26 protein-coding genes, 1 tRNA gene and 2 pseudogenes are annotated in these 25279 nt (G+C 65.7%); 17 read left to right on the forward strand and 12 right to left on the reverse strand.

Features of this window, described 5'->3' with window-relative positions:
* The first annotated feature begins 387 nt into the window (after positions 1 to 387).
* Both OVA30_RS02795 and OVA30_RS02800 read left to right on the forward strand, forming a co-directional pair.
* On the forward strand, positions 388 to 1542 hold the full coding sequence (locus tag OVA30_RS02795) for a glycosyltransferase (RefSeq protein ID WP_268174539.1): 1155 nt from the start codon (positions 388 to 390) through the stop codon (positions 1540 to 1542).
* Positions 1543 to 1735: 193 nt separating this feature from the next.
* Positions 1736 to 1987, forward strand: coding sequence for a hypothetical protein (locus OVA30_RS02800; protein WP_268174540.1), 252 nt, complete (start codon positions 1736 to 1738; stop codon positions 1985 to 1987).
* Positions 1988 to 2073: 86 nt separating this feature from the next.
* Here OVA30_RS02800 and OVA30_RS02805 read toward each other — a convergent pair whose 3' ends face one another.
* Both OVA30_RS02805 and OVA30_RS02810 read right to left on the reverse strand, forming a co-directional pair.
* Positions 2074 to 3093, reverse strand: a complete 1020-nt coding sequence (locus OVA30_RS02805; protein WP_268174541.1) for a polysaccharide biosynthesis/export family protein — start codon at positions 3091 to 3093, stop codon at positions 2074 to 2076.
* Positions 3094 to 4078: 985 nt separating this feature from the next.
* Positions 4079 to 4333: a hypothetical protein gene (locus tag OVA30_RS02810; protein ID WP_268174542.1), complete on the reverse strand. Its 255-nt coding sequence runs from the start codon at positions 4331 to 4333 to the stop codon at positions 4079 to 4081.
* Between OVA30_RS02810 and OVA30_RS25935 the strand changes: the two genes are divergently transcribed.
* Positions 4334 to 4909: a calcium-binding protein gene (locus tag OVA30_RS25935; protein ID WP_326493605.1), complete on the forward strand. Its 576-nt coding sequence runs from the start codon at positions 4334 to 4336 to the stop codon at positions 4907 to 4909. It begins immediately after the preceding gene.
* Between the two features lie 218 nt (positions 4910 to 5127).
* Positions 5128 to 5696: pseudogene (locus OVA30_RS02820) on the forward strand (transposase); the annotation flags it as partial.
* Between the two features lie 200 nt (positions 5697 to 5896).
* On the opposite strand, the pseudogene OVA30_RS02825 reads toward OVA30_RS02820, so the two are convergent.
* Positions 5897 to 6016, reverse strand: a pseudogene (locus OVA30_RS02825) (IS5-like element ISMra2 family transposase); the annotation flags it as partial.
* Positions 6017 to 6095: 79 nt separating this feature from the next.
* Here OVA30_RS02825 and OVA30_RS02830 point away from each other — a divergent pair.
* Complete coding sequence (locus OVA30_RS02830; RefSeq protein WP_268174543.1) at positions 6096 to 6218, forward strand: hypothetical protein; 123 nt, start codon at positions 6096 to 6098, stop codon at positions 6216 to 6218.
* A gap of 60 nt (positions 6219 to 6278) precedes the next feature.
* Here OVA30_RS02830 and OVA30_RS02835 read toward each other — a convergent pair.
* Positions 6279 to 6355, reverse strand: a tRNA-Arg gene (locus OVA30_RS02835).
* 403 nt (positions 6356 to 6758) lie between these two features.
* Positions 6759 to 6923 carry a hypothetical protein gene (locus OVA30_RS02840; protein WP_162091609.1) on the reverse strand — a complete coding sequence of 55 codons (165 nt, stop codon included), beginning with the start codon at positions 6921 to 6923 and terminating at the stop codon, positions 6759 to 6761.
* A gap of 59 nt (positions 6924 to 6982) precedes the next feature.
* On the opposite strand from OVA30_RS02840, the gene OVA30_RS02845 reads away from it, so the two are divergent.
* Complete coding sequence (locus OVA30_RS02845) at positions 6983 to 8107, forward strand: PQQ-dependent sugar dehydrogenase (protein ID WP_268174544.1); 1125 nt, start codon at positions 6983 to 6985, stop codon at positions 8105 to 8107.
* A 33-nt stretch (positions 8108 to 8140) separates the two neighbouring features.
* Here OVA30_RS02845 and OVA30_RS02850 read toward each other — a convergent pair whose 3' ends face one another.
* Both OVA30_RS02850 and OVA30_RS02855 read right to left on the reverse strand, forming a co-directional pair.
* The gene (locus OVA30_RS02850) at positions 8141 to 9076 is read right to left on the reverse strand and encodes an alpha/beta fold hydrolase (RefSeq protein ID WP_268174545.1); all 936 of its coding nucleotides are present in this window, start codon (positions 9074 to 9076) and stop codon (positions 8141 to 8143) included.
* Between the two features lie 392 nt (positions 9077 to 9468).
* The gene (locus OVA30_RS02855; RefSeq protein ID WP_003604821.1) at positions 9469 to 9675 is read right to left on the reverse strand and encodes a DUF6494 family protein; all 207 of its coding nucleotides are present in this window, start codon (positions 9673 to 9675) and stop codon (positions 9469 to 9471) included.
* Between the two features lie 481 nt (positions 9676 to 10156).
* Between OVA30_RS02855 and OVA30_RS02860 the strand changes: the two genes are divergently transcribed.
* The 3 genes from OVA30_RS02860 (at position 10157) to OVA30_RS02870 (ending at position 13381) form a co-directional block, all read left to right on the forward strand.
* On the forward strand, positions 10157 to 10822 hold the full coding sequence (locus OVA30_RS02860) for a tripartite tricarboxylate transporter TctB family protein (protein ID WP_268174546.1): 666 nt from the start codon (positions 10157 to 10159) through the stop codon (positions 10820 to 10822).
* Positions 10823 to 10838: 16 nt separating this feature from the next.
* The gene (locus tag OVA30_RS02865; protein WP_268174547.1) at positions 10839 to 12344 is read left to right on the forward strand and encodes a tripartite tricarboxylate transporter permease; all 1506 of its coding nucleotides are present in this window, start codon (positions 10839 to 10841) and stop codon (positions 12342 to 12344) included.
* Between the two features lie 65 nt (positions 12345 to 12409).
* Positions 12410 to 13381: a tripartite tricarboxylate transporter substrate-binding protein gene (locus OVA30_RS02870; protein ID WP_012252953.1), complete on the forward strand. Its 972-nt coding sequence runs from the start codon at positions 12410 to 12412 to the stop codon at positions 13379 to 13381.
* A 226-nt stretch (positions 13382 to 13607) separates the two neighbouring features.
* On the opposite strand, the gene OVA30_RS02875 is transcribed toward OVA30_RS02870, so the two are convergent.
* A complete protein-coding gene (locus OVA30_RS02875; protein ID WP_080577098.1) occupies positions 13608 to 13817 on the reverse strand; it encodes a hypothetical protein in 210 nt (69 codons plus the stop codon).
* A gap of 599 nt (positions 13818 to 14416) precedes the next feature.
* Positions 14417 to 15055, reverse strand: coding sequence for a 2,3-bisphosphoglycerate-dependent phosphoglycerate mutase (locus OVA30_RS02880; RefSeq protein WP_268174548.1), 639 nt, complete (start codon positions 15053 to 15055; stop codon positions 14417 to 14419).
* Between the two features lie 271 nt (positions 15056 to 15326).
* Between OVA30_RS02880 and OVA30_RS02885 the strand changes: the two genes are divergently transcribed.
* Positions 15327 to 15794: a 5' nucleotidase, NT5C type gene (locus tag OVA30_RS02885; RefSeq protein WP_268174549.1), complete on the forward strand. Its 468-nt coding sequence runs from the start codon at positions 15327 to 15329 to the stop codon at positions 15792 to 15794.
* Positions 15795 to 16017: 223 nt separating this feature from the next.
* Here OVA30_RS02885 and OVA30_RS02890 read toward each other — a convergent pair whose 3' ends face one another.
* A complete protein-coding gene (locus OVA30_RS02890) occupies positions 16018 to 16263 on the reverse strand; it encodes a hypothetical protein (RefSeq protein ID WP_012252957.1) in 246 nt (81 codons plus the stop codon).
* Between the two features lie 881 nt (positions 16264 to 17144).
* On the opposite strand from OVA30_RS02890, the gene OVA30_RS02895 reads away from it, so the two are divergent.
* The 4 genes from OVA30_RS02895 (at position 17145) to OVA30_RS02910 (ending at position 19018) form a co-directional block, all read left to right on the forward strand.
* Positions 17145 to 17576 carry a hypothetical protein gene (locus tag OVA30_RS02895; protein WP_147019917.1) on the forward strand — a complete coding sequence of 144 codons (432 nt, stop codon included), beginning with the start codon at positions 17145 to 17147 and terminating at the stop codon, positions 17574 to 17576.
* A 112-nt stretch (positions 17577 to 17688) separates the two neighbouring features.
* Positions 17689 to 18453: an SDR family NAD(P)-dependent oxidoreductase gene (locus OVA30_RS02900; protein WP_268174550.1), complete on the forward strand. Its 765-nt coding sequence runs from the start codon at positions 17689 to 17691 to the stop codon at positions 18451 to 18453.
* Positions 18454 to 18538: 85 nt separating this feature from the next.
* The gene (locus OVA30_RS02905; RefSeq protein WP_042508751.1) at positions 18539 to 18718 is read left to right on the forward strand and encodes a hypothetical protein; all 180 of its coding nucleotides are present in this window, start codon (positions 18539 to 18541) and stop codon (positions 18716 to 18718) included.
* A 57-nt stretch (positions 18719 to 18775) separates the two neighbouring features.
* Positions 18776 to 19018, forward strand: coding sequence for a hypothetical protein (locus tag OVA30_RS02910; protein WP_268174551.1), 243 nt, complete (start codon positions 18776 to 18778; stop codon positions 19016 to 19018).
* Between the two features lie 219 nt (positions 19019 to 19237).
* On the opposite strand, the gene OVA30_RS02915 is transcribed toward OVA30_RS02910, so the two are convergent.
* Positions 19238 to 20689: an amidohydrolase family protein gene (locus OVA30_RS02915; RefSeq protein WP_268174552.1), complete on the reverse strand. Its 1452-nt coding sequence runs from the start codon at positions 20687 to 20689 to the stop codon at positions 19238 to 19240.
* A 161-nt stretch (positions 20690 to 20850) separates the two neighbouring features.
* Here OVA30_RS02915 and OVA30_RS02920 point away from each other — a divergent pair, with 161 nt between their 5' ends.
* Positions 20851 to 21228, forward strand: coding sequence for a SemiSWEET family transporter (locus OVA30_RS02920; RefSeq protein ID WP_268174553.1), 378 nt, complete (start codon positions 20851 to 20853; stop codon positions 21226 to 21228).
* 34 nt (positions 21229 to 21262) lie between these two features.
* On the opposite strand, the gene OVA30_RS02925 is transcribed toward OVA30_RS02920, so the two are convergent.
* Positions 21263 to 22267 (reverse strand): LysR family transcriptional regulator, encoded by a 1005-nt coding sequence (locus OVA30_RS02925; protein WP_268174554.1) that lies wholly within the window; start codon positions 22265 to 22267, stop codon positions 21263 to 21265.
* A 343-nt stretch (positions 22268 to 22610) separates the two neighbouring features.
* On the opposite strand from OVA30_RS02925, the gene OVA30_RS02930 reads away from it, so the two are divergent.
* Positions 22611 to 23768 (forward strand): Gfo/Idh/MocA family protein, encoded by a 1158-nt coding sequence (locus tag OVA30_RS02930; protein ID WP_268174555.1) that lies wholly within the window; start codon positions 22611 to 22613, stop codon positions 23766 to 23768.
* A 154-nt stretch (positions 23769 to 23922) separates the two neighbouring features.
* Complete coding sequence (locus OVA30_RS02935) at positions 23923 to 25170, forward strand: MFS transporter (protein ID WP_268174556.1); 1248 nt, start codon at positions 23923 to 23925, stop codon at positions 25168 to 25170.
* Positions 25171 to 25279 lie beyond the last annotated feature (109 nt).

The raw sequence follows: 25279 nt of genomic DNA on the forward strand, positions 1-25279 counted from the left end.
GTACAAGGGATCACCCACCGAAAATTTGTAAGACCACCGTGAGTTGTTGAGCGCAGCCTCTCGACTGGGACATCGCTGAATGGCTACGGTCTAAACTGAAGGATTGGTATGAGCCGCTGCACGTACAATTGAAAAATCATATTTCGAAAAGTTCCGACTTGAAAACTCTAGAACAACTCGATTTAGTCCTATGTTTTCCCCTCTTCTAAGTCAGAACCGGTTCTGGCTCTATCGACACAAATCTGCGAATGCGTTCGGGCTAAGTTCCCTTCACGATCATATAGACGTACGCCCCAAACCGCATCAGGCTGAGCAGGAGATAACCCTTTCCCTCCAGTAGATAAGCGACGCCGCTGCCGCCCGCGGCCCGCGAGCTTTTGAGGATCCATGCCCCTTCCCGACCCCATGCGGATCGCCTACTTCGTCCATGATCTGAACGATCCGGCGGTTCGCCGCCGGATCCGCATGTTCAAGGCAGGAGGCGCCGAGATCTATCTCGCCGGCTTCCGGCGCGGCCTGCCCGTCGCGTCGATCGAAGGCGTTCCGGCTCATGACCTCGGTCGGACAGCCGATGGCCGGTTCCTGAAGCGCGTTGCGGCGACCGTGTGGACGGCGCTCAACAGGCGCCGCTGGACAGACGTCGTCGAGGGCGCGGATCTCATCGTCGCGCGAAACCTCGAGATGCTGGCGGTGGCTCAGGCGGTGCGGGGCGGGCGCACGCGAACGCCTGTGATCTACGAATGCCTGGACATCCACCGGCTGATGCTTTCGCAGGGGCCCGCCGGGCGCGGGCTGCGCTGGCTTGAGGGCGCTCTCGCCCGCCGGTCCACGGCCCTCGTCACCAGTTCGCCAGCCTTCGTGGAGAATTACTTTAAGCCCCATTCGCAGGCCAGGCTGCCAATCGAGCTCATCGAGAACAAGGTGTTCATCGAGCAGGCCCTGCCGCCTGCCGCGCGGACCAACCGGGGCGATGGAGCGCCCTGGCGAATCGGCTGGTTCGGCGCGATCCGCTGCCTGAAGAGCTTCCGCATCCTCTCCGCCGTATCCCGTCGCCTCGACGGGGCGCTCGAAGTCGTCCTGCGTGGACGTCCGGCCCATCGTGAGTTTCCGGATTTCGACGCGATGATCGCCGCTGAGCCCTACATGCGTTTCGAGGGACCGTATCGGAATCCCGAAGAGCTTCCGCGCATCTACGGCGAGGTGGATTTCGCCTGGGTGATCGACTTCTTCGAGGAAGGCCAGAACTCGGAGTGGCTCCTGCCGAATCGCCTCTACGAAAGCGGCTGGGTTGGCACGGTGCCGATCGCGCTGGAGCGCACGGCCATCGGTCGCTGGCTGGCCGCCCGGCGCATCGGCCTTTGCCTGGGAGGCGATCTCGAAACGGCGTTGACCGAGACCCTGCGGGCGCTGGATCGTGAACAGTTCCGGTCGCTTCAGGAGGCCGTCGGCGCGCGCGTGACCGAGGACTGGGTCCACACGCCGACGGAGTGTCGGCACCTGATCGCGCGCCTCATGGACGCCGCTCCCGCGGCCGACCGCTAGCGATCGGGCCGTGTCGCCGATCCGACTGAGGCGCGTAGTCCTCGTAGTGCTCGCCTTGGGCGCCTCCTGCGGGGCGGGCGGCGCGCAAGAGGGGCGCCCGATCCACCCCGCAGAGGCGCCCGGCGCCCGCGCTCGGCTCGGAACAGCCCAGAGCGTGCGCGCGAGACTGGCACCCCCGGCGCTTGCGACGTCCTTGCGAACGAACCTGGTCGGGCGCTGGGAGGGATCCGATTTTACGCTGACGGTCGATCAGGATGCGATGCAAGCCAATCGCGACCCGGAAAGGCCGTTCCAATGGGATCCGCTGCATATCCTCGATGCCCGCGAGAACATGTTGGTGTTCGAGCTGGGCGGCGACCGCTACATCGCCCTGATCACAGGGGAAAGCATGACCCTGACCCAGGCGGGGTTGGCGGGCTACCGAAGTCTCACGCGCAAACGTTAGATCGCGTGTTTCGGCATGCGGACCACCCTGATGGCCGGCGGGAACGGCGCCAAGGCCCGGGCGCCTTCCGCACCTGGGCCGCGCGGTCAGTACGAGCGGGTCGCGGCGACGGCGCTCGCATTGCTGGTCAGTCCCGACAGGCTCGCCGTGAAGCGCTGAAGCCCGACAGCCGGAGCCTCCGCCACGAAGATGATGTCCCGGCTACGCATCAGGAACTCGCTCGAAACGAAGAACGCATCCGAACGGCCGAAGTCGCAGGTATAGATCGTCGGGATCTCGTTGCCGGCATAGCCGGTCAGATCCACGCCCATCTCCTCGAGCGCCCGGCGGGACTCGAGCCGGTACAGGAAGACGGCGCCGGGATCGGCACGGTTCGGATCGAGGCCACCGGACTTCGCGGCGGCTTCGGCAAGGCTCATCGTATCATTCTCGAAGGTGAAGCGACGGTTGTTCAAGCCACCGAGCGAGCCCGGAGCCGGGGTCGCACCCAACGTTAGATAAAAGCGTGGCTCCTTGGTCAGGAAAACGATATCGCCCGGCGAAAGATAGGGATTCTGGTCCGGGATCTTCACGACGCTGCTCAGGAGGGTCTGGGTCGTGCGGTTGCCCCGCTTGAGCGTGACGATCGTCTCGTAGGGGGCGCTGCGTGGCCCCCCGCCCCGGGTGATGGCTTCGAGCAAGCGCAGGCCGCCGGGATCGATATCCACCCGTGTCGGCTGGTTGACGTCACCAAGGACGCTGACCGAACCCGAGCGGCGATCTCCGATGGAGACGACGACCTGCGGCTCGACGGCACGTTGCTTCAGGCGCTCCGTGATGTCGCGCGCCACCTGCTGCGGAGTTCGCCCCGCCGCCGCGACCTGACCGGCATAAGGCACCGTAATTGAGCCGCTCGCCTCAACCTGCTGCGGAGGAATCGCCACGAAGTTGCCGCTCCGCGCCGCGCCGCCTTCCGAGGCAATGAACAGGCCGCCCGCACTGGCCTCGAAGATCGTGATGTTCACGACGTCGCCCACGCCGATGCTGCCGTGCCGGCTCTGAGAGCCGCTCAGGACACGCGCCATCAGCGGCGTCAGCGCACGGGTCTGCGCATTGGCCGCGTTCACGGCGGCGGCGCTGAGATCGAGCTGGACGAACCCGACGGGCGCGCGTCGCTCCGATTTGATGACGGCGCCGGTCTCGACCGTCGCGCGGGCGGGGCCGTCACTGGACAGATACGTACAGGCCGTGAGCGCCTCCATCAGCAGCAATCCAGCGAGGGCTGGAACGACGAGCCGACGGCACATGCCCTGCCATCCGCCGGACGCGGACATCGACCCATTCGAATCGCCTCGGCAGGACATGTTCATGCGCTTCAAAGTCTAGCTCCCTGCCCATCCCGCCACCTTCGCGAAGCATCGAGCAATCATTTCAATAATGTCGCGCGCCGTGATTGTCCTCAGCTTGATAGCCGTTATCCGCGTTATGCATAGCCTAATGGCTGATGAGCAACAGAGGTCTATAAAAATCGCTAGATTTTGGAAATTGTAGAGTTGACTGGGCTATCGGGTTTAATTCCGCCGGTCCGGTGATTATCGACCCGCGCTGAGGTATCGCGTTCAATCGGCGGAGATGCCTCAAGTCCGGGGCGGGTGTTGCCGACCGGTCCTTTGTCTGGATCGCGCCGGCTTTGACAGGGCCGGACGGTGCGCCTCGAACTCGAGTCTTTAGATCGTGGCCGAAAACCCCAACTAAATGTTCGCGGTGCAGGATGATGGCGTCGCAATACCGGCTGCGACGAGGCCTGCGTCGGTTCATTGCGCGAGCGCGATACGCCGGTACATGCTCGTCGACGCCACGTTGGGATGCAGCCCGAGGTCGACATGACCGCTTTCCCTCGTGACACGCACTCGACGCAAACGTCGGACCACCTTTCTGCGAGCGGCCTTGCCCGTAAAGTCCGGGGTGAGATGTCGGCGCGCTGAAGGCCCACTTCTGTCGCGCGGATATATTTTTCTTACAATACGAGATTGGCGCTGTCACGAGGTGCGACTTAAGCCAGTGCCAATTTTGCAACGAGTGCTAGGCATGAATTGAGAATCCGGCGATCTCTTATCTGATTTGATCTCGCCATCTCGCCATCAGCATACCCGAATATCGATCAAAAGTACGTAGGATCTGGCTTTTTATTTCGATATCAGCCGTTTCAGCACACATTCGAGCCACAATCGGAAAATTTGTCTCAAAATAGGCTGTCATCGCAAAATTTGTACTGAATTCATTGGTTGACAAATCCTTAAGGCTGTCGATACAAAGCGCCGTCAGGCTTTCGAGTTTGAAAACCTTTTCGAGCGCAGGAGAATTCAAATGTCCTTTCCTTCCACTGGTCCTGTCCTGACCGGCGTAAAGTACTTCGGCACCAATGGAGACAATTCGATCGGCGGCACGGCCGGCGGCGATCTCATCGACGGCCAGGGCGGTAACGACCTGATCAACGGCAACGGTGGCGCCGACAAGCTGTACGGCGGTGCGGGCAACGATCGTCTGAGCGGCGGCGCAGGCAACGACCTGCTGCAGGGCGGCAAGGGCGTCGACGCGCTGTACGGCGGTGCCGGCAACGATACGTTTGCCTTCTCGAAGGCGGATTTCGACCTGTCCCTTGGCGCTAAGCCCCAGGATTTCGTGTGGGACTTTGAAGGTGCCGGCGTTGCAGGCGGCGACTTCCTGCGGTTCAGCGGTTTCGGTGCCGATTCGACGCTGACGAAGGTCACCACCGATTCTGTCGTGAATGCGCTGGCCAAGTACAATCCTGGCCTCGACTACTACACGCTCAAGGACAGCAACGACGGCGCATCCTACACCATCGCAATCAAGACCGGCGGCGTGGTGCTGAGCGATTCCTTCGACTACCACTTCTACGACACGGGCGCACTCTTGGCCTGATACAAGCCTCGCCCGGCAGCAGGGTTGCGCGGCGATCCCGGAAGGTCGCCGTCGCGCCTATTCTATGCCTGGTATTACGGTTGAATTTTGGTGTGCTCCCCTTGATCGGCCCCACGCGGCCGTCCGGAGCAAAGTTAGTTTGCCCCTGACCCGCCAGCTTGGTCTGGGCCTTGCACAAGTTTTTCGGGCATCTTGAACCCTGAAGGAGGGCGGATGCCATGCCTTCTAAACAGTTCACGAACGAGCGGATCGCCTTTGCTCTGAGGCAGTCGAAGAGCGGTGCGTCGGTGGACGAGGCCTGCCGGAAGATGGGCGTGTCCGAGCCGACATTTTACAGTTGGAAGAAGCAGTTCGTCGGCATGGGCGTCCCGGAGATCCGGCGGCTGAAGCAGCTGGAGGATAAGAACAGCAAGCTCAAGCGGCTGGTCGCCGACCTGATGCTGGACCGCTCCATGCTGCTGGATGTGCTCAAGGATCAGTGGTGAGGCCCGCCACTCGCCCTGAGGTCGCCGGCCACCTCCATGCGGCCTACGACGTCAGCGAGCGTTGGGCCTGTCAGGCTACCGGCTTCGGCCGTTCGTCCCATCGCTACCGCAGTCACTGGGATCCGCAGGTCGCGCTGCGGATGCGGCTGAAGGAGGGGGCCGCCGCACGGGTGCGCTGCGGCTGCCGCCGGCTGCACATCCTGCTGCAGCGGGAGGGCTGGAAGGTGACTCACAAGCGCACCGACCGGATCTACCGCGAGGAGGGGCTGTCGATCCGGCCCAAGCGGCGCTCGACACATTGGTGACCGACCATCTCGTGGCGGAGCTGCCGCAGCCCAAGCGGCTGCGGGCGAAGCCGGCCTCGTTGTGGTCGCTGCGGGCGGAGAAGGCGGCGCAGGTGGAGCAGCGCGTCTCGGCTCTGCGCAGCGAGGTCGACAAGGTCCCGATTGGCCCCGTAGCGCGCCGGCACGTCCTCTCAGGGAGCGCCTGCCGGCAGGATCTAGAGCATGCCGACGAGGACTTACCGTTGATCCTCCGCAGGCCAGCCCGTGCGCGGCTTCTGCGGAGGCAGCAGAGGAGCGATCTGCCCCCACTGCGCGTCGGTCAGTTCAAAGCGTCGCATCGCCCCCACACCTGGGAGTTCACCCCTCCCGGATTAACCCCTTTGCAGAGATGCCCTAGTCGAGCCGTTCCGCCAACTGATGCGGGAGCATGTGACGACGGGTGTGATCCCGTTCCGGAAGGCGTGGCTTCGGTCGACCGTCGATCGGGTCGAGGTCTGCGCGGACGTGATCCGCATCGTCGACGACAAGACCAGCCTGTAGGCTGCCGTCATGGGCGCAGGCTCATCAGTCGCGCCGAGTGTTCGCAGTTCTATATGGAAATGGCGCACCCGACACGATTCGAACGTGTGACCTTTGCCTTCGGAGGGCAACGCTCTATCCAGCTGAGCTACGGGTGCTGACCGTGGCTCGTGAGTAGCCCAACTGGGCAGCGGACGCAACGGCGCTGTGCGGGGTGATGAAATGCCCTGATCGCTCAAAGTGATGGTGGCGCAGCCCTCCTCAGGCGCAAGTCACACGTTCGAATCGTGCCGGGTGTGCCAGGAAGCGGTGGAGAGGCGGCTCAAGCGCCGGCAATGTGCCCGCGGATGCGGACGCGGCGCCGATGGTGTGCCTTGGGTGCGCCGCGGCTAGGCCAGCCGCTGCCGCGCATCCGGCGTCGGACCGAAGCGGCATCAACCGGTGGTCCTTATCGATCAGAGCTCACGTCGATCGACGGTACGCTCGATCCGCGGTTGCCGAGAGCACCAGGGCAGATCACGTTGGAGAACATGGAGATGGCCGATGACGTGCCCGAACCCGTTACACGCTAGGCATGAAGCGCGAGACACTTTCGGCCCGATCTGTTTGCACGTTACTGTAAGCGTAAGGTGTTTCGCTGTCCTCACTCTCACCAAGCGAGATCGTCCGCTCGGCGACGTGCTCCAGCGACGCATTCTCGGCCACGAGTGTCAGGCGCAGCTTCATTGTTGATCCCGAGCGCGCTTTTGCGGGTTGCAAGGTGAGGCTTCGTCTGGGGAAGCGCTGTGATCCGTATTCTCGTTGCGACCGCGGCCGTGCTCACGATGGCTCTGCACCCTGCCGTGGCGCGGCCGCCCGAGCGCCTCAGCACCGAGAAGGCCGAGATCGTCGTAGAGCCCGTTGCCTGCAATCTTGACCATCCCTGGGGTCTAGCCTTTCTGCCGGATGGAGGCATGCTGGTCACCGAGCGCGCTGGCCGCCTGCACATCGTCTCAGCAGGGGGACAAGTCTCGGCCCCTCTCCGCGGAACTCCACCCGTCCATACCGGCGAAGGTGGGCTTCTAGACGTAGCGGCAGATCCCAACTTCTCAGAGAACCGCTTTATCTATCTAACCTACGGCGAACCGCGCGAGAACGGAGCGGCTACAGCCGCTGGGCGCGGAAGGCTCAACTCAGACCAAACCGCGTTTGAGGATTTCCAGGTCATTTTCCGGCAGCATCCGGTGGGTAGCAGTGACGCTGGTCACTTTGGCTCTCGCCTTCTCTTCGCGCCCGACGGCAAGCTCTTCATCTCAACCGGGGACCGGTTCAATCCGGGCCTTGCCCAGGACCTCTCGACCGACGTCGGTAAGCTCATCCGCGTCAACCCGGATGGCTCCATGCCACCCGACAATCCGTTCGCGAACCATGAGGGCGCTCGGCCCGAGATCTGGTCCTACGGTCACCGCAACATCCAAGGCCTCGCGGTCCAGCCGGAAACCGGCGCTCTGTGGGCAGGCGAGTTCGGACCGACCGGTGGTGACGAGATCAACATCATTGAGCCCGGGCGCAACTATGGCTGGCCTCTGGTCAGTTGGGGTCAGCACATGGATGGAAGCGCAATTCCAAGGCCACCGGCACGGCCGGACCTTGCCGATGCCGCTTACCATTGGTCGCCCTCGATCTCATTCTCAGGAATAGTGTTCTACTCCGGCAGCTCTTTTCCGAGCTGGCGTGGGAACCTGTTTCTTGCTGGACTGACGTCACAGGCTGTCATTCGTCTGACCCTCGTCGCGTCGCGCGTCACCGGTGAGGAGCGCATTCCCATGGGTGAGCGCATCCGGCAGGTTGTTCAGGGACCAGACGGTCTCCTCTACCTCCTGACCGACGAAGATCAGGGATGCATCCTGCGTTTCAGGCCGGGCCGCTGAACGAGCTGACCGGCTGGCTTTGGGATGAGTTGTCTACGTCGCTTGGAGCGACGTCTCTCGGCGGGCGCTCGCCTCGCAGGCAGCCCGACGAACTTCTTCGAGACCGGCCAACACTCTGTGCGGTGCGGTGTGATGAACCATGTGGCCACACTCCTCCACAAGGTGCAGGCTGCTGTGCAGCACCTCGCCGTGGAGGCGACGGGATTGACCGTCGACATCGACCATCCTGTCGCCGATCCCGGCGATGATGGCGATAGGCATCCTCAGCTTACGATAGTGCCTTTGGAGCACCGCCGCGTTCGGAACCATCAAGGCGGACTCTGCCGCACTCGCGTGAAGCTGCGACGGACGCATCGCCATCGATGAGGGAAATCGTGCAAACGCCGGAGCGACGGCAGCTGGGCTGAACAGGTTGCGCCGCATGATCGGCCATAGCAGGCGCGCTGTCAGCGGATATGCCGTGTAGCGCAGCACGTCACCGATCAACGGGAGGGCCGCTATCGAGAACAGGGCAAGGTCGGCACGGGGTGACGGATAGTAGTAGCCACTCTCCAGAACCAGCCCGCGAACGGCGTCTGGGTGGCGTAGGGCTGCTGCGATCGCAACCGAAGCGCCCCAGGAATGGCCGAGGGCAATCACTCGGTTGACGCCAATCTGAGCAAGCGCACCGATCAAGAGGTCGGCTTGCGCCGCTGGCGTCCAAACTTTGCTGTGCGGGCGCTCGCTGTAGCCGTAGCCCGGACGATCGAACACGATGACGCGGAAGTGCTGCGCGGCCAAGGTGACGAAGCCACTGAGGATGAATTCCTCCGCCATGCTCCCGTTGCCGTGGAAGATGACCAGCGGCTCGCCGGCACCGCACTCGATATAGTGAAGGCGCACGCCGTCGGCCTCGACGAAACGGCCCAAGGGCGGGTGCGCGTCCTCCGCTTGCTTGGCCCGGGCACGGACGATGAGACCGGTGGCCATGGCTGCAGCCGCCACAGCTCCGAGAGCGACTCGGGAGTGCACAGACGGTCTTCGTCGCGGAGACACGGTTGCGATTACCGAATGGAGCAGCCGGACGGCAGGGAGAACGCTGGTGATCCCGTCTATGTTGCTCCGTAGCCATAGAGGGCAACAAGCAGATCGTCCGTCGCTGAAAACCTGGCACGCGCAAAGCTCACACGATCGAATCGTGTCGGGTGCGCCAGGGAGCGGCGAAGGGCCCGATCAAGCGCCCGGCACTGTGTCCGCGGATGCGGATCACGTCGGTGAACACGGACATGGCCGATGACATGCCCGAGCTCGCTACACGCTGGGCATGAAGCGCCAGACGCTTTCGGTCGGACCAACGACCAAATTCCCGTAAGCGAGGGTGTTTAGCTATCCGCACCCTCACCAAGCGAGATCGTCCGCTCGACGACGTGCTCGAGCGGCGCATTCTCGGCCGTGAGTGTCATGCGCAGCTTCAACGTGCCGCCCTGCGCGAGACCCTCGCGGGCGACACGTTCGATCTCACGCTGCGAGGTGACGCCGACTTCCTTCAAAAACTTGCGCAACTCGATGTTAAAGCGATCTTCGTCCATGGCATTTCTCCCGGTGTGACGTGCTCAGTCGTCAACTCGCAGAACCGACGATCGATGCCACGCCTACGGCACACAGCTCCCCATCCTTCCGGCGCGGCATAACGAGCGCCCAAAGAGGGAGCTACGCGGTCAAGACCAATGGCGCAGCATGCGCCAACCATGAGAATTCGCAGGGGGCTCGACCCGCGGCAAACCTTTCGCTCCTGAGCCGGCGCGCACGCGCATCTTCGGCATCGGCCCGTCAACGCTTGCCTCGAATGCTGATGTTGAAAGGAGCCGCGATAGAGCGCGCGCCCCGCCGGCCCTGTTGTCGATAACAGAAGGCTTGGGAGATGAGCGATTTCGCGGGCGTCAGGTCTTGCCGAAATTTAGCTCCGCAGCCTAAGATCTGGATAAAATTCCTCGTGGGAGGGTCCGGTCGTTTTCTTTGCGCCACGCGCATCGGGAGCACCGGTGCGGGCATGCCCGTTGAGAGGGGACGATGAGCGACCGATCGACTGGCGCTGGGTCGGGCCATGCGCTTTCGCGCGTGCCGCAGAACGTGGCAGCCGGCCTTGGCCTCGTCCTGCTCGGAATGTCCGGCGTCTGGGCCGCGGGCGATCTTTCACGAGGCACCCTCGGTGCGATGGGGCCCGGCATGCTGCCGCACTGGGTTGCAATCGGCGTGGCCGCCTGCGGGGTCTTGCTTGCCGCGACGGGCTTCGTCCGTGGCGGCGCAGGGCTTCAGACGTTCGGCCTGCGCGGCCCGATCGTCGTCGTCCTGGCGATTCTCGCCTTTGCCGCGACGATCCGGCCGACCGCCCTCGGCCCCATCACGACGCCCGGCTTCGGCCTGATCGTCGCCGGCCCCCTCGCGGTCATTCTCGCGGGCTACGCGTCTCCTGAAGCGCGGTTTCGCGAGCTCGTGATCCTGGCGCTGCTTCTCACGGCCGGGTGCATGCTGCTGTTCGGCGATCTGCTCAACCTGCCGATCCCGCTCTTTCCCACCGCGCTCATCGAGGCGGCGAGCGGAACGGTCTCCTCACGGGTGCTCTTGCGACTGGCGGCCGGGGCGCTCGCCCTGGCGGGACTGGGTCTGCTGCTCCTGCTGCGCCGGTCTGCGCGGCGGGGCGGGACCGATGTCGCCCGGCACGCGATGACCGGTTGATCGGGAGCGCAAGCCCGTGCCGGATCTCCTCTCCAATCTGGGTCTCGGCTTCGGCGTCGCGCTGAGCCTGCAGAACCTGCTGCTCTGCTTCCTCGGCTGCCTCGTCGGCACGCTGATCGGCGTGTTGCCCGGCGTCGGCCCGATTGCAACCATCGCCATGCTCTTGCCGATCACCTTCGGCCTCGATCCGGTGGGCGCATTGATCATGCTCGCGGGCATCTATTACGGGGCGCAGTATGGCGGTTCGACCACCGCAATCCTTGTCAACATCCCGGGAGAGGCGACCTCTGTCGTCACCACCCTCGACGGGCATCAGATGGCGCGCCAGGGCCGGGCCGGCATTGCGCTCGGCACCGCCGCGCTTGCCTCGTTCTTCGCCGGCACCGTTGCCACCGTCCTGATCGCGGCGCTCGGCGCACCGCTCACACGCCTCGCGCTGATCTTCGGACCGGCGGAATACTTTGCCCTGATGGTCATGGGGCTGGCCTTTGCCGTCGTCCTCGCGCACGGCTCCGTTCTGAAGGCCGTGGCGATGATCCTGGTCGGCATCCTGTTCGCGTGCGTCGGCACCGACCTTGAGACCGGCGAGGAACGGATGACCTTCGGCTTCACCTTCCTGACGGACGGCGTCGACTTCTCCGTGCTGGCGATGGGCCTGTTCGGGGTGGCCGAGATCCTGCGCAACTTGGATCAGACCGACACGAGAGAAATCGCGCAGGCCCGTATCGGCCGCCTGCTGCCGGGGCTGGCGGAACTACGGCAGGCGGCGCCCTCTGTCTTCCGCGGCACCGCAATTGGGGCGCTGCTCGGAATCCTGCCCGGCAACGGCGCCGTCCTCGGCCCCTTCGCAGCCTACACCGTCGAGAAGCGCATCGCCCGCGACCCGAGCCGCTTCGGCCGCGGTGCCATCGAGGGCGTCGCCGGTCCGGAGAGCGCCAACAATGCCGGCGCACAGACGGCCTTCATCCCGCTCCTCACCCTCGGCATCCCGCCCAATGCCGTGATGGCGCTGATGGTCGGCGCGATGACCATCCACGGCATCATCCCGGGGCCCGGCGTGATGACCAAGAACCCCAATCTCTTCTGGGGCATGATCGCCTCGATGTGGATCGGCAACCTGATGTTGCTCGTCATCAACCTGCCGCTGGTCGGCATCTGGGTGCGCCTTCTGAAGGTGCCCTACAGGCTGATGTTCCCCGCGATCCTGATGTTCTGCTCGATCGGCATCTACTCGATCAACGCTCTGCCGACCGACGTGATGCTGATCGCGGCCTTCGGGGTGTTCGGCTACGCGCTCATCAAGTTCGGCTTCGAGCCGGCACCGCTTCTGCTGGGTTTCGTGCTGGGCAAGCTGATGGAAGAATACCTGCGCCGTGCGCTTACGCTGTCGCGCGGTGATCCCATGGTCTTCCTGGAGCGTCCGCTCAGTGCGCTGCTGTTCCTCGTCGCCTTTACCATTCTCTCGGCGGCGCTGCTGCCGTCGCTGCGGCGAAGCCGCGACGAGGTGTTTACGGAAGCCTGACCGGCTCGGCGCCCGGTGGGCGCAGGGATCTCCGGCGACAGGAAAACAAGAAAGGGATGAGGAACATGAGAAGGGCTTTCGCCATCGGCCTCCTATCGGCGCTCGCCGCATTCGGCGCTGCGGCCGACACCTATCCCCAGCGCCCGATCACCATGGTGGTGCCCTTCGCGGCCGGCGGCCCGACCGACGTCATCGCGCGGATCGTCGCTGAGCCGATGTCACAGGTTCTCGGTCAGCAGGTCGTCATCGAGAACGTGACCGGCGCCGGCGGCACGACGGGCATCACGCGGGCTTCGCAGGCCTCGCCCGACGGCTACACCATCATGATGGGCCATATGGGCACGCACGGCGCAGCACCGGCTCTGTTCAAGGGCCTGAAATACGATCCCGCCAAAAGCTTCGATCCCATTGGCCTCGCCGCCGGCACGCCGATCGTCATCGTCGCCAAGAAGGCCATGCCGGCGCAGGACCTCAAGGGCTTCATCGAGGGGCTCAAGGCCGGTGGCGCTTCGATCAACCAGGCCCATGCGGGCGTCGGCTCCGTCTCGCACTCGACCGGCGTGCTGTTCGACTCGATCGTCGGTGCCAAGCCCACCCTCGTCGTCTACCGTGGCACCGGGCCGGCGCTGAACGACCTGATGGCCGGTCAGGTCGACTTCATGACCGATCAGATCGTCAACGTCGCTCCGCAGATCGCCGGCGGCACAATCAAGGCTTACGCCATCGCGACGCCCGAGCGCTCCCCGAGCCTGCCCGATGTGCCGACCACCAAGGAAGCGGGCCTGCCCGACTACGAGGTCAGCGCCTGGAACGCGGTCTTCGCACCGAAGGGGCTGCCGGTAGATGTCAGGGCCAAGCTCGTCGCCGCCCTCGATGCCGCGCTCAAGGATCCGGGCGCGAAGAGGCGTATCCTCGAGCTCGGCGGCACGGTGCCGAAAGACGCGGAGGCCGGACCCGACGCGCTGCAGAAGCTCGTTGAGCGCGAGGTTGCCCGCTGGACGCCGGTCCTCAGATCAGCCGTCGACGCCAATCCTTGAGGCTTGCCTAAGGGCCGGCTCCGAGCAGACTCGTCCTTCCCGACGTCCTCGTCATACCGAGAGCACCCGGCGTGTTCCTCTTAGAGTCAAAGCGATCCGAGCCGAACGCACCAAGGTAGATTTCGGCCTCGCGCGAGATTTCCCGCTGGCCTTGAGCAAAGAAAAGCCCCGCCAGGATCTGGCAGGGCTCATCAATTTGCAGCGTCAGTGCAGCGTGAGGGCTGGCTTATGCAGCGAGCTTAGCAGCCTGGGCCGGAACGTTCTCGTTGCCGGCCCGGACAGCACGGGCCTGGGCAGCAGCAGGAGTGGTCTCGGTGATGGCAACGAACTCGCCAGCGGCGCTACCGTTCGGAGATACACGGTCAGCCATAAAGGCGACCAAGGCAACGTTGGCAGCACCAGCAGCGACAGCGGCAGCAGCGAGAAGTGCGATCATGGTAGGCGTCCCGTTTGGTTGCTTGCGTTGGCAGAGTTATGCCACCGCCCGAGACTGTATGGTATACCAGATACCAAATGACGATTATGCGCTCGGCGCATAGGTTGCCGCGCCTCTTGGCTGAGACTCAACAATTTTGCATTATGCTGCTACGACGATCGCGATCAGACATTATCTTTCCGCCGGGCTCAGCCTCATCGCTCCACTCGCTCGCCTAGTCATCACGAGCTGCGCAGCCCTCCGCTGCGCGTTTCTGTCAGATGCCCGGCTCACTAGCTCACTCGCTGGAGGTCCATGAAATTGGCCGAGGCATGTGAGGGGCTGGCGGTGTCCCTGTTGAGGTCGTGAGAGATCCGTACGCAGGCAGGCATGTCATCGGCTCGCACGAAGCAGGTGGCGGCCTCGAGGGCTCCCGGCCGGCGCAGTTCCCAGCTCATGCGCCCTCGATGGTGCCAATCAGCCTCCAAAAGGGACTGACCGGCCACTTTGCATGAGCGCCGACACAGGGGCCGATGTCGCGCAGCCGGTCTGGTCGGGCGGAGCGGCACCCGCCTCGATTCGCCCCTACGCGAGACGACCCGATTTCTGAGGCTTCCTCTCTAACTCGAACAAGCGATCGCAGCTGCCCGGACGAGTGCTTGATCGTCTGTGTTGCTGCGGTAGATGAGCATCTCCGCTGTGCCGATGTTGACATCTTCGATGTCTGCGGGGGCGACTTGATCGAGTTGCATGAGCAGGGATCGTAGCGAGTTTCCGTGAGCTACGACGAGCACGCATTCGCCACTTCGAACGCGAGGTGCGATGGCATGCTCGAAGAACGGCCACAGGCGCGCTGCCGTCATGGCCAAGCTCTCGCCGCCGGGCGGCACCGCGTCGGAAGATTTCCGCCAGGAGCGGACCTGCTCGACGCCGAACTGGGCACGAGCCTCCGTCTTATTCAAGCCCGCAAGCGCGCCGTAGTCTCGTTCATTCAAGGCCGCGTCCGCATGCACGGGCAGGTCGGTCTGGCTCAGTTCCTCAAGGATCAGCGCGAGCGTGTGCTGAGCACGCTGGAGCCGGCTCGTGAACGCGTGGTCGAAGCGATATCCGAGCGTCTTCAGCCTGCGGCCGGCGGCACGCGCTTCGTTGACGCCGCGCGCGGTCAGGGCAGGATCTCGCAAGCCTGAAAACAGCTCCCGCTCATTATCCTCGCTCTGGCCGTGCCGCACGAGCACGAGAGTATGTGTGGTGCTGTCCATGTCCGTCCGCCCGCTTGGTGCCGCCGTCGCGTCTCGACGCGAGGTCGCGACGGGACGCGCGGAGGTCCCCTATGGCTCCGCCCCGTCGCTGTCCGGCTGCGACGCCTATGACGTTGGCGGTCCGGCGCTTCAAGTCTCGATCCGAGCGCTGAGCCGAGCGCAGTATCGCGCTTCATGTTGCCCGTGATCCGAAGCCCGCGCCGCCTCGTTACCCATCTGGCCGCGCTCGCGCGACCGCCTAGGCAGGACAATGAGAGGGTGGGGCGCGGGGATGCCGACGGTGTTTCTTGACTGCGACGGAGTCTTGGCCGACTTCAACGGCGGAGCGTCACGCGTACTCGGGATGTCGCCGGAGGATTTTCAGCGCCGGTTCGGGATGAGGCAATTCTGGAGCCGGCTGGCGGCGGAGCCTGACTTCTTCGCGGAGCTCGCACTGTTGCCGGACGCGCGGGAGCTCTACGAGGCCGTCAGGTCCTGCGAACCCGTCATCCTCACTGGTCTGCCCCGCGGGAACTGGGCCGAGCCGCAGAAGCGGTGCTGGGCCCAGCGCCACTTCCCCGGCACGCCGATGATCACGACGACCGCTGCGCTGAAGCGCGAGCATTGCCGTCCGGGCGACGCGTTGGTCGACGACTGGGACACCCATCGGCACCGCTGGGAAGAGGCCGGTGGCGTCTTCATCCATCATCAGGGCGCGGCCACGTCGATCCGAGCCCTGCGCGCCCACGGCTTCCTCTGATCACCCGGGGCTGAGGCACGCTCAACGAACGTTCGGGCAGCGCGAGAGGGAGCTAGCAGCCTACGACGCGTCTCCCGTGCTTTCGCCGTTCCTCAGAAGCTCAAGGAGCGAGAATTGCTGTTTGCCCCGTGGCCGTCCGGAAGCGACCGGATTGGCATCGGAACCTGACTGTTGCGGAAGGTCACGAGCATCCGCGCAATCGCGGCTGCCGTCGCTCTGGCGGCTAACGCTCGGCGCGTAGGCTTTTGAGGAAGCGTCGGGCCACCTCCCGCACCGCCTCGTCGTCTCGATCGTCGCCATGGGCCTTGTCCCACAGGTGGTCGAGGCTGCCGTCGAGTTCATCCAGGAGATCGGGATGACGCTTGGCGACGAAGCGGATTGTGCCGAACAGGAGATGCTCGATCGCCATCTCGCGACGGCGCGCGTCGATGGCTTGGTCGGAGGCTGGGGCAGACGATGGGTCGGACATACGTGCACAACGACGTCTCCCTCCTCTCGGTTCGCGCTCCGCACGTGCCGTAAGTGCCGCATCTCGCCCTGCACCGATTTTCGAAAAAATGAGGGGAAGCGCCTCTCGTGGCACAGGCTCGCCGAGGCGTGCGGGGGAGCGGATCGTGTTGGATCGCGTTGAACGCGTATCCCCGATGCCCAGGATAACCGCGATGGACGTGAACCGATTGAACGAGACCGAAGCCGTTCTGGCTCGAACCGATCGCGCGTGGCGATCCGAGATGGTCCGCCTCTACGGTCCCGACGGCGTCCTCCGGTTCGGCTACGGTTGCGAGGGACGGGGGGAAGACGGCACACCCGTTCGGCGGGCCTTCGAGGCGCGACAGCACGCGATTGCGTCCTGGCGGTGGGAACGGCGTGCGCAGGCCTGAGCGCGAAGCGGGGCCGTGCCGACCTTGACCAGCGCCGTCTTGAGCCTGTGGTCCGCCTACTGGGCGGCGATCTTCGCACAAGTCGCCCACTTGCGAGCGCTTGATGATGGCGTGGGCGTCAGCGCGTTTGCCCGACTCTCGAGAAGCCTCCTGGCCGTGGGGTTCGGGTTCCTCCTGATCGCCAAGCTCATGTGAGGGTGCGTGTCCGGCAGATGGCGGATTGGGCGCGTTCCGACGCGTGGCGCAAGGCAGGCCATGCCGGCGGCGACCGGTCGATGAACTTGCAAGGCGAGCGCCGGGTTGGCCCCTCAAAGCGCGGCCGATGACCTGCCGGCCGGCCCGACCAAGGATCTCGCCGATGGCTCGCCCCGATGTCGATCCCGATCGTCCTGGAACAGACAAGCGCAGTGGGGCGGCCGGCGGTGTCCTGGTCCGAGGTCTGTTGGCAGGGGCGGCCGGAGTGGCGGCCATGACCATCGCCGAGAAGATCGAGCAGAGCCTGACCGGCCGGCCGAACTCGTTCGTGCCGGCCCATACCCTGCAACGGCTGCTTGGTCGCTCGCAGCCCGACCGAGACGATATCGTGATGAACTGGGCCATGCACTGGGGCCAGGGCATCGCCCTCGGCCCGCTTCGAGCCCTCATGGCCGAGCACGGCATGCGAGGTTCGGTCGCCTCGTTCCTGTTCCTGAACGCACGGCTCTTCAACGATCAGGCCCTGGAGAACGTCACGGGAGCCGGTGCCCCGCCGTGGACCTGGCCACTCGACGAGCAACGCGTCGATCTCCTGCATAAGGCGATCTATGCCTTCGTGACCGGCTACGTGGCGGACCGGCTCGCGGCGGGCGAGGACCGAAACAGGGAGCACGGACGCGCCTTCTACGACGAGGGCGCCCCTTGATGGCCTTGCGATCGAGAACGAATGCCGCCTCGCCCGGTTAGCCCTGCGAGATGGCCTCGACGCCCGCAGTGGCCGCAGCGACCGATGAGCGACGACGTGGAGAGCCCAGCGCATGACCCGGTTCAGCGGCAAGGTGGTGATCGTGACGGGATCAGGCTCCGGCATCGGGGCCGCGACGGCGCGGCGCTTCGCGCAGGACGGCGCATCGGTCGTGCTCAACGGCCGCACGCGGGAGAAGCTTGAGCGCGTCACCGCCGATCTCGAACCGGATCGCGTTCTGGTGCAGACCGGCGACGTGTCCGATCAGGGTGATGCCGAGGCTCTGATCGCCGCCGCCGTCGAGCGCTTCGGCCGCCTCGACATCCTCGTCAACAATGCCGGCATCGTTCCGACCGGCCCGCTCCTTGAGGCGTCCGTCGCCGATTGGCGCAAGGTCATGGCCATCGACGTGGACGGCGTATTTTTCTGCACGCGCGCCGCCCTGCCGCATCTGATCCGGAGCGGCGGCAACATCGTCAACGTCTCATCCGTATCGGGGCTCGGCGGCGACTGGAACATGAGCTTCTACAACGCGGCCAAGGGTGCGGTGTCGAACTTCACGCGCTCGCTGGCCCTTGAACTCGGCGAGAGAGGCGTGCGGGTCAACGCGGTCAATCCCGGCCTGACCTTCACCGACCTGACCGAGGACATGAAGGGCGACGCAGGCCTTATGAAGCGCTTCGCGGAGCGGATCCCCCTCGGCCGTGGGGCCGAACCCGATGAGGTTGCCGACGTGATCGCCTTCCTGGCGAGCGAGGATGCGCGCTACGTCACCGGCGTGAACCTGCCGGTGGATGGCGGCCTCACGGCATCGAACGGGCAACCGAAACAGGCGTGAGACCTCGCAGAAGCAGGTCTCTCAACCTGCGCGACCGCGACGCTTGGACATGCGACGTCGGACGACTCGATATGGAGGATCAATCATGGACCTGCAGACCACGATCAGGGACGCCATCCTGACTGAACTTCAGCGTCAAGCGGAGGCGACGGATGCCGCGCCGAAGGTCAGCCTCGCGGAGGACGGCTTTGTCGACATCCAAGGGCGGATCGATATCGACGCGTTGATTATGGTGATCACGGGCTCTCTCGCCGGAGGACCGTAAATCCGCTCCCAGCGGAGCAACCGCGACGACCGCGATACTGATCAGGAATGATAGACAATGAACAAGGCCTACGGTGTGCAGGTGACGGCGCGGGGGCCGGACGGAGGCGACCCGAGGACCGTGCCGGTTCTGGTGGTCGCAGGCGACGAGCAGGACGCCCTTCTGGTCGTCTCCGAGGCGGTCGGTGCCGACGCCGAATCCGAGGTGCTGCGCGAACTTACCGACGCGGAGATCCGGGAGCACAGCCTCGACCTGGAGCAGCGCGGCGCCGCGAAATCGCTCGCGGTGTTGAAACTCTAAGATGTTTGAGCGGCTGGAACGCTCCGCGGCTGAGGGCCTAAGAGACGGCACGCAGTCGAGGGGGGCGGCTTGTCGCATCCCGGCCGTTCAACGACCGTCGAGACGGCTCTGGCTCCAGGACCGAAGGGACGATCGCGGCGGGTAGCGAGCGCGTCTGCGAAGGGATGTAGGCGTTCGGCCACGCTTCACGCCAAAGCGAACGTTCAGTTCATAACGCGCTCAAGGATCAGCCCGGAGAGCACGTCGACGGATGCTTCGGATGGACGAGCGGGCTTGGCCAAGAAGCGCCGCAGCATCGAAGCCAAGGAGACGACGGTCGCGCTTCACGAACCGGCCTCCGACCATGACGGCCGCGACATCCTCCGGCCGGGCCGAGTAGACCAGCAGTCCCGATGGATCGCCGCCGTCGAAACCGGCGAGGTGCCATGCGTCGAGCCGAACGATCTGCAGATCAGCCGCGCGGCCCGGCACGAGTGCGCCGATCTCCGCGTCCAGACCCAGCGCCCGGGCGCCGCCGACCGTCGCCAGTTCCAGGAGCCGACGGGGCGAAACGGCCGTCTCGTCACGCGTGGCGCCGGCCTGGGTGAGCGCGACGAGGCGCATGAGGGCGAACATATCGGTGAACCCGGCCAGCGCGCTCCCGTCGATGCCGAAACCAAGGCGCCGAGTCCCGGCGAAGCGATCGATCCGGGTCAGGCCGTAGCCGACCCGATGCTCGGTCAGGGGCGTGACCACGAGGCCGGAGCCGGCCTCCTCCAGCGCGGCGAGTTGGTCATCCCGGGCGTCCGTCGCATGAATGACCTGCAGATTCGGATGCAGCATCCGCCGGCCGATCAGGGCGTCGAACATCGCCGCCGCCCGTCCCGGCACCGTGCCGCTGACATGGACCTGCATCGGCAGCCCGAGCCGTCGGGCTGCCTCCCATTCCCTCTGTTTGATCGTCCAGGCCTGCGCGTCGTCGAGATCCTGCGGCAGGCGCCAGGCGAGTCCGAGGGAGAGGCGACCGCCCGCCGAGCGCTGTGCCCAGCCCCGCTGCCATTCCTCGACATGAGCAAGATCGATCGGGTCCGCCGTGGTCTTGCTCTTCATCCCGTAGAGCAGCCTCGCCCGGATCGGCGCGTCCTGCAGCGCCCTGAGGCCGGCCTCGGCGTGATCGCGGTCGCGCACGATGTCGAAGAAATCTGCGGTGGTGGTGATGCCGGACGCCACATTCTCCACGGCGCTCAGCAGCATGCCGAGATAGGTGTCCTCCGGCGTGTAGTGCGCTGAGAGCCGGTTGGTGACGGGGAAGAATGCGGTCTCGGGCGTGTTGCCGTAGAGGCCCCGCATCTGGCTGATCGAGCCGTGGGTGTGGGCATCGACGAAGCCCGGCAGGACCACCGCGCCCGCCGCGTCGACGATGTCGGCGCCTGCCGGTACCGGCAGAGCGCGATCGAGTGCAGCGATGCGCCCGTCGCGCACGAGGATGTCGGCTTCGGGCAGGTCGCCCCGCGTGGCATCCATGGTCATGACGTAGGCGCCGCGGATCAGGGTCACGTTTCCGCCAGGGGCACCTTTGGCGGGGGCACCTTTGGCTGGGGCATTTTTGGGCGTGGCCTCGGCCGCCGCATCCGTCGAGGCCCCCGCCAGCACGGCGCCGTACATTGCCTTCCCGAGGTCGCGCCGACTCATCGCCATCGTCCTGACGAACCCTCCCCGAGATCCCATCCGTGCCGAGATTAGGGCATTGATGATCGGGCCGTCATGGCCGGGTTCGACAGGGTGTCTTGCCATTCCGGACAGTTCTGCCGGCCGCCGCTGGGCGTTAGTGGGTGACACCATGGACGGCAGCGATGGCCGTTGCGGCCATGGTGCGCGCAAGCGAGATCCGTCACCGACCGTGGGCGGCAAGTTCCTGCCGAAAGGGAAGACTTTTGAGTTCGGACGTAGATGTCATCAATCGGGCTGCCAGCGTCAGCGCCGGCGACCGCTTCGTGCGCTGGCTCGGCTGGATCGCGACCATTACCGGCGTCCTCATGTTCGCGTCCTATCTCGACCAGATCCAGCTGAACCTCTCCGGTCAGAAGGGCTCGGTCATTCAGCCGCTCGCCACGGTGGTGAATTGCGGCCTGTGGACGACCTACGGCGCGCTGCGCCGGGACTGGCCGGTTTCTTTCGCCAATGCCCCGGGGATTGTCCTCGGCGCTCTTTCCCTGATCACCGCGCTCTGACGGGCCTGTCCGAAACCCGTCGTCAGCGGGTCGGTCAGCCCGGCTCCGCCTCGGCGAGGCCGGACCCGGTACGGCATCGGGCGGCCTCGATGCGCGGCTGCAGCTTCGCCAGGGCCGCACCCTCGAACAGACCGAGATCTGCGCTCGCGGCCAGGGCTTGTGTCATCTCGTCTTCCATGAAGGCGATGAAGGCACGAACCCGCCGGGGCTGATGCAGGCGCGCGGGATAGACGATGCGGACCCATCGATCCGTCCCGCCCCACCATTCCGGAAGGATGCGCACGAGGCGGCCGGCCCGCACGTCGTCAACCACATCCCAGGCGGCCTTCATCGCGATGCCGAGATCCGCCAAGGCAGCGACATGGCAGATCTCCCCGTCGTTGCCGCCGGCCGCGGAGCGGATCGGGACCGCGGCCGCCTCCTCACCGCGCCACAACTGCCACTGGGTCGGCGCCGGATCGCCCACCGTCAGGCAGGCATGACTGACGAGGTCGAAGGGATCGCGCGGGGTACCGGCCCGCGCGAGATAGGCCGGCGATGCGCACAGAACGCGCGCGTCCGGAACGAGCGCACGGGCGATCAGGCGACTGTCGACAAGGGGCGCTTGCCGCATCGCCACATCGATGCGGCGCTCCACAAGGTCGAGAACGTCGTCGCTGGTCAGGATCTGGACCGAGATGCCGGGATGGCGGGCGAGGAAGCGGGGCAGGCGCGGCGCGATCTGCCGCTGCGCGAAGGCCGCCGTGGCCGTCACGCGGACGATGCCGCTTGCCCCGTCGCCGCAGACCTCCTCCGCCGCCTGGATGGCGTCCAGGGCCACCCGACAGCGCCCCAGGAATTCCTGCCCCTCCTCGGTCAGCCCGAGCTGGCGTGTCGTTCGCTGGAGCAGACGGACGCCAAGTTGCGCCTCCAGGCGCTTGAGCCGCTTAGAGACCAGGGTGAGCGAGACATCGAGGTCCTGCGCGGCACCGGACAGGCTACCGGCACGCACGATGGCGTCGAAGACGCGAAGATCATCGATACTGTCGAGCCGGCCCATCCGGCGCATTAGATCGCCGGATGTGGTGGTATCAAGCGCCCGCGACGACCGGCGCCCTCCATTCACATTTAATTGTCAGCGAAATCGCTTGGTCGTGGCCGCGAGCTCGAACCGGCTCCGGTAACGGTTGAGACCGGCCGGCTCCCGCCATTCTTGCCTGGGAGCGTAATCAGCCTTGCCGGATCAAGGCGGAGCAGATCGCCCCCCCGGTCGGTTGTCCGATCATGTGCGGCCCGAACGCGGTCTGCCCAACGGGGTCTGCCCGGAGGGAGGCAACCCCATCGCGGCCGCCCGGCTCGTCCCGACCTTTCGTCAGCCAATCCCGCCCACGGAAAAGTCTTCCATGACCGGTCAGACCATCCCCCGCCCCGTCGAGGGCAAGACCGTCCGATATGCCTTCGTCGGCCTCGGCGACATTGCGCAGGAGGCGATGCTGCCGGGCGTGGCGCATACCGGCAACTCGGAGGTTGCGGCCTTCGTCACCAGCGATCCCGAGAAGGCGCGCCGGATCGGCGAGCAGTACGGCGTCACCGACACCTACGGCTACGAGCAGTTCGACGCGCTGCTCGCCTCGGGCACGATCGACGCGATCTACCTCGCCACCCCGAACTGGCGCCACGCCGAATTCGCGATCCCGGCGCTCAAGGCCGGAATCCACGTGCTGGTGGAGAAGCCGCTCGAGATCTCGACGGAGAAGTGTCGGGAGATCATGGCGGCGCAGGCCGGCTCCTCGGCCAAGCTGATGGTCGCCTACCGGCTGCATTTCGAGCCGGCGACGCTGGCCACGATCGACCTGATCCGCTCCGGCAAGCTCGGCGAGATCCTGACCTTCTCCTCGACCTTCACGCAGATGGTCTCGCCGGAGAACCACCGGGCGAAGAACGGCGTCGTGGCAGGCCCGATCTTCGACGTGGGCCCCTATCCGATCAACGCCGTCCGCTTCCTGTTCGGCGACGAGCCGACCGAAGTGGTCTCGGCCGTCGGCGTGCGCCACCCGGAGGCCGGGTTCGGCGACTTCGACGACACGGTCGCGGTGACGCTGCGCTTTCCGAACAACCGCCTCGCGCAGTTCGTGCTGTCCTATTACGGCAACGTACTGGACAGCTATGCCGTGGTCGGCACCGAGGGCAGCGTCGAGGTCAATCCGGCCTACATGTACGGCAAGCCGCTGGAGCGCACGGTGACGCTCGGCGAGAGCAAGAGCCACGAGAGCTTCGAGAACACCGACCATTTCGGCGGCGAGCTGAAATACTTCTCCGATTGCATCCTCAACGGCACCGATCCCGAGCCCGATGCCGAGGAGGGCTACGCCGACCTGCGCGTGATCGAGGGCATCCTGAAGGCGCTGGAGAGCGGTGGCCCGGTGCGGCTCGAGCCGTTCACCCGCACGAAGCGCATCGATACGGCGCGACAGGTCCAGAGCCTGCCGGCGCAAGCCCCGCCGGACCTCGTGAACACCTCCAATCCGGGCCGGGGCAAGGACAAGTCTCCGCTGAACTGAGCGGCAGCGGGCCGAAGCTGCACCGGGAGAAACGAGGCCGGGACGGATCGGGCGTAACCGCCACCCGGTCCGTCCCGCTCGCCCTTTTTTCGTCATCCCCGCCGGGGCCGGAGTCGCGGTCGCGTCGGGGCTTGGCGCTTGCAAGCGATCCACGATGACCCTGACCGAGACGACCGAGAACCGCCCTCGCGATGCAGAGGCTCCCGAGGAGGCGCTGCCTGCGCGCGCCGAGCGGGGGCGCCATCCCAGCATCGTTCTGCTCGTCCTCGCGGTCGGGGGCTTTGCCATCGGCACCACAGAATTCGCCGCGATGAGCTTGCTGCCGGCCTTCGCCCCGGAACTCGGTATCGATGCGCCAACGGCCAGCCACGTCATCAGCGCCTACGCGCTGGGCGTGGTGGTCGGCGCGCCGCTGATCGCGGTGCTGGCCGCGCGCTTCGCCCGCCGCACGCTGCTCGTCACCCTCATGCTGCTCTTCGCCGCCGGCAACGCCCTCTCGGCGCTCGCGCCGGATTACGGTTGGATGCTGGCCTTCCGCTTCATCGCCGGGCTGCCGCACGGCGCCTATTTCGGCGTGGCCTCCCTGGTGGCCGCCTCGCTCGTGCCGCGGGAGCGCCGGACGCAGGCAGTCTCGCGGGTGATCCTCGGCCTGTCGGTGGCCACCATGGTCGGCGTGCCGCTCGCCAACGGCATCGGACAGGCCGTCGGCTGGCGCTGGAGCTTCGCCCTCGTGGCGGCGCTCGCCACCCTCACGGCGATCCTGGTGCAGCTCTTCGCGCCCCTCGGCCAGCCCGTCCAGGGCGCCAGTGCCCTGCGCGAACTCGGCGCCCTGAAGCGGGGGCAGGTCTGGCTCACCCTGATGACCGGCGCCGTCGGCTTCGGTGGCCTGTTCTCGGTCTACACCTATCTCGCCTCGACCCTGCTCGAGGTGACGCAATCCTCCCCTTCGGCGATCCCTGCGGTGCTCGCGGTGTTCGGCCTCGGCCTCACCGCTGGAACCTTCGTCTGCGCCTGGGCCGGCGACCGGGCCCTGATGCCGGCGATCGGCTTCACGCTCCTGTGGAGCGCCGGTGCGCTCGCTCTCTACCCCGTCTCGACCGGGAACCTCTGGACCATGGTGGCCGCGGCGTTCCTGATCGGCTCCGGCGGCGGCCTGTCGAGCCTGCTGCAGGCTCGATTGATGGACGTGGCCGAGGAGGCGCAGACGATGGCGGCGGCCCTGAATCACTCCGCCTTCAACACCGCCAACGCGCTCGGGCCGTGGTTGGCCGGCCTCGCGCTGGCAGCCGGGTTCGGCCTGCCGGCGACGGGTCTTGTCGGCATGGGCCTCGCCCTCTCGGGCTTCGCGATCTGGGCGGTGTCGTACCTGCTGGATCGCCGGAACGCCGCGCCGCGGCCTTAGAGTGCTCTCCGACGAAGTGGACGCCGGTTCGGCGAAATAAAGCGGGCCACAGCAAAGACTTGTCACAGCAAAGACTTGGGGGCGTGATCCGATCCAACGTGGTCGGGCA

Origin of the sequence: Methylorubrum sp. SL192, from assembly GCF_026672325.1 — a bacterium.
Taxonomy (GTDB): domain Bacteria; phylum Pseudomonadota; class Alphaproteobacteria; order Rhizobiales; family Beijerinckiaceae; genus Methylobacterium; species Methylobacterium extorquens.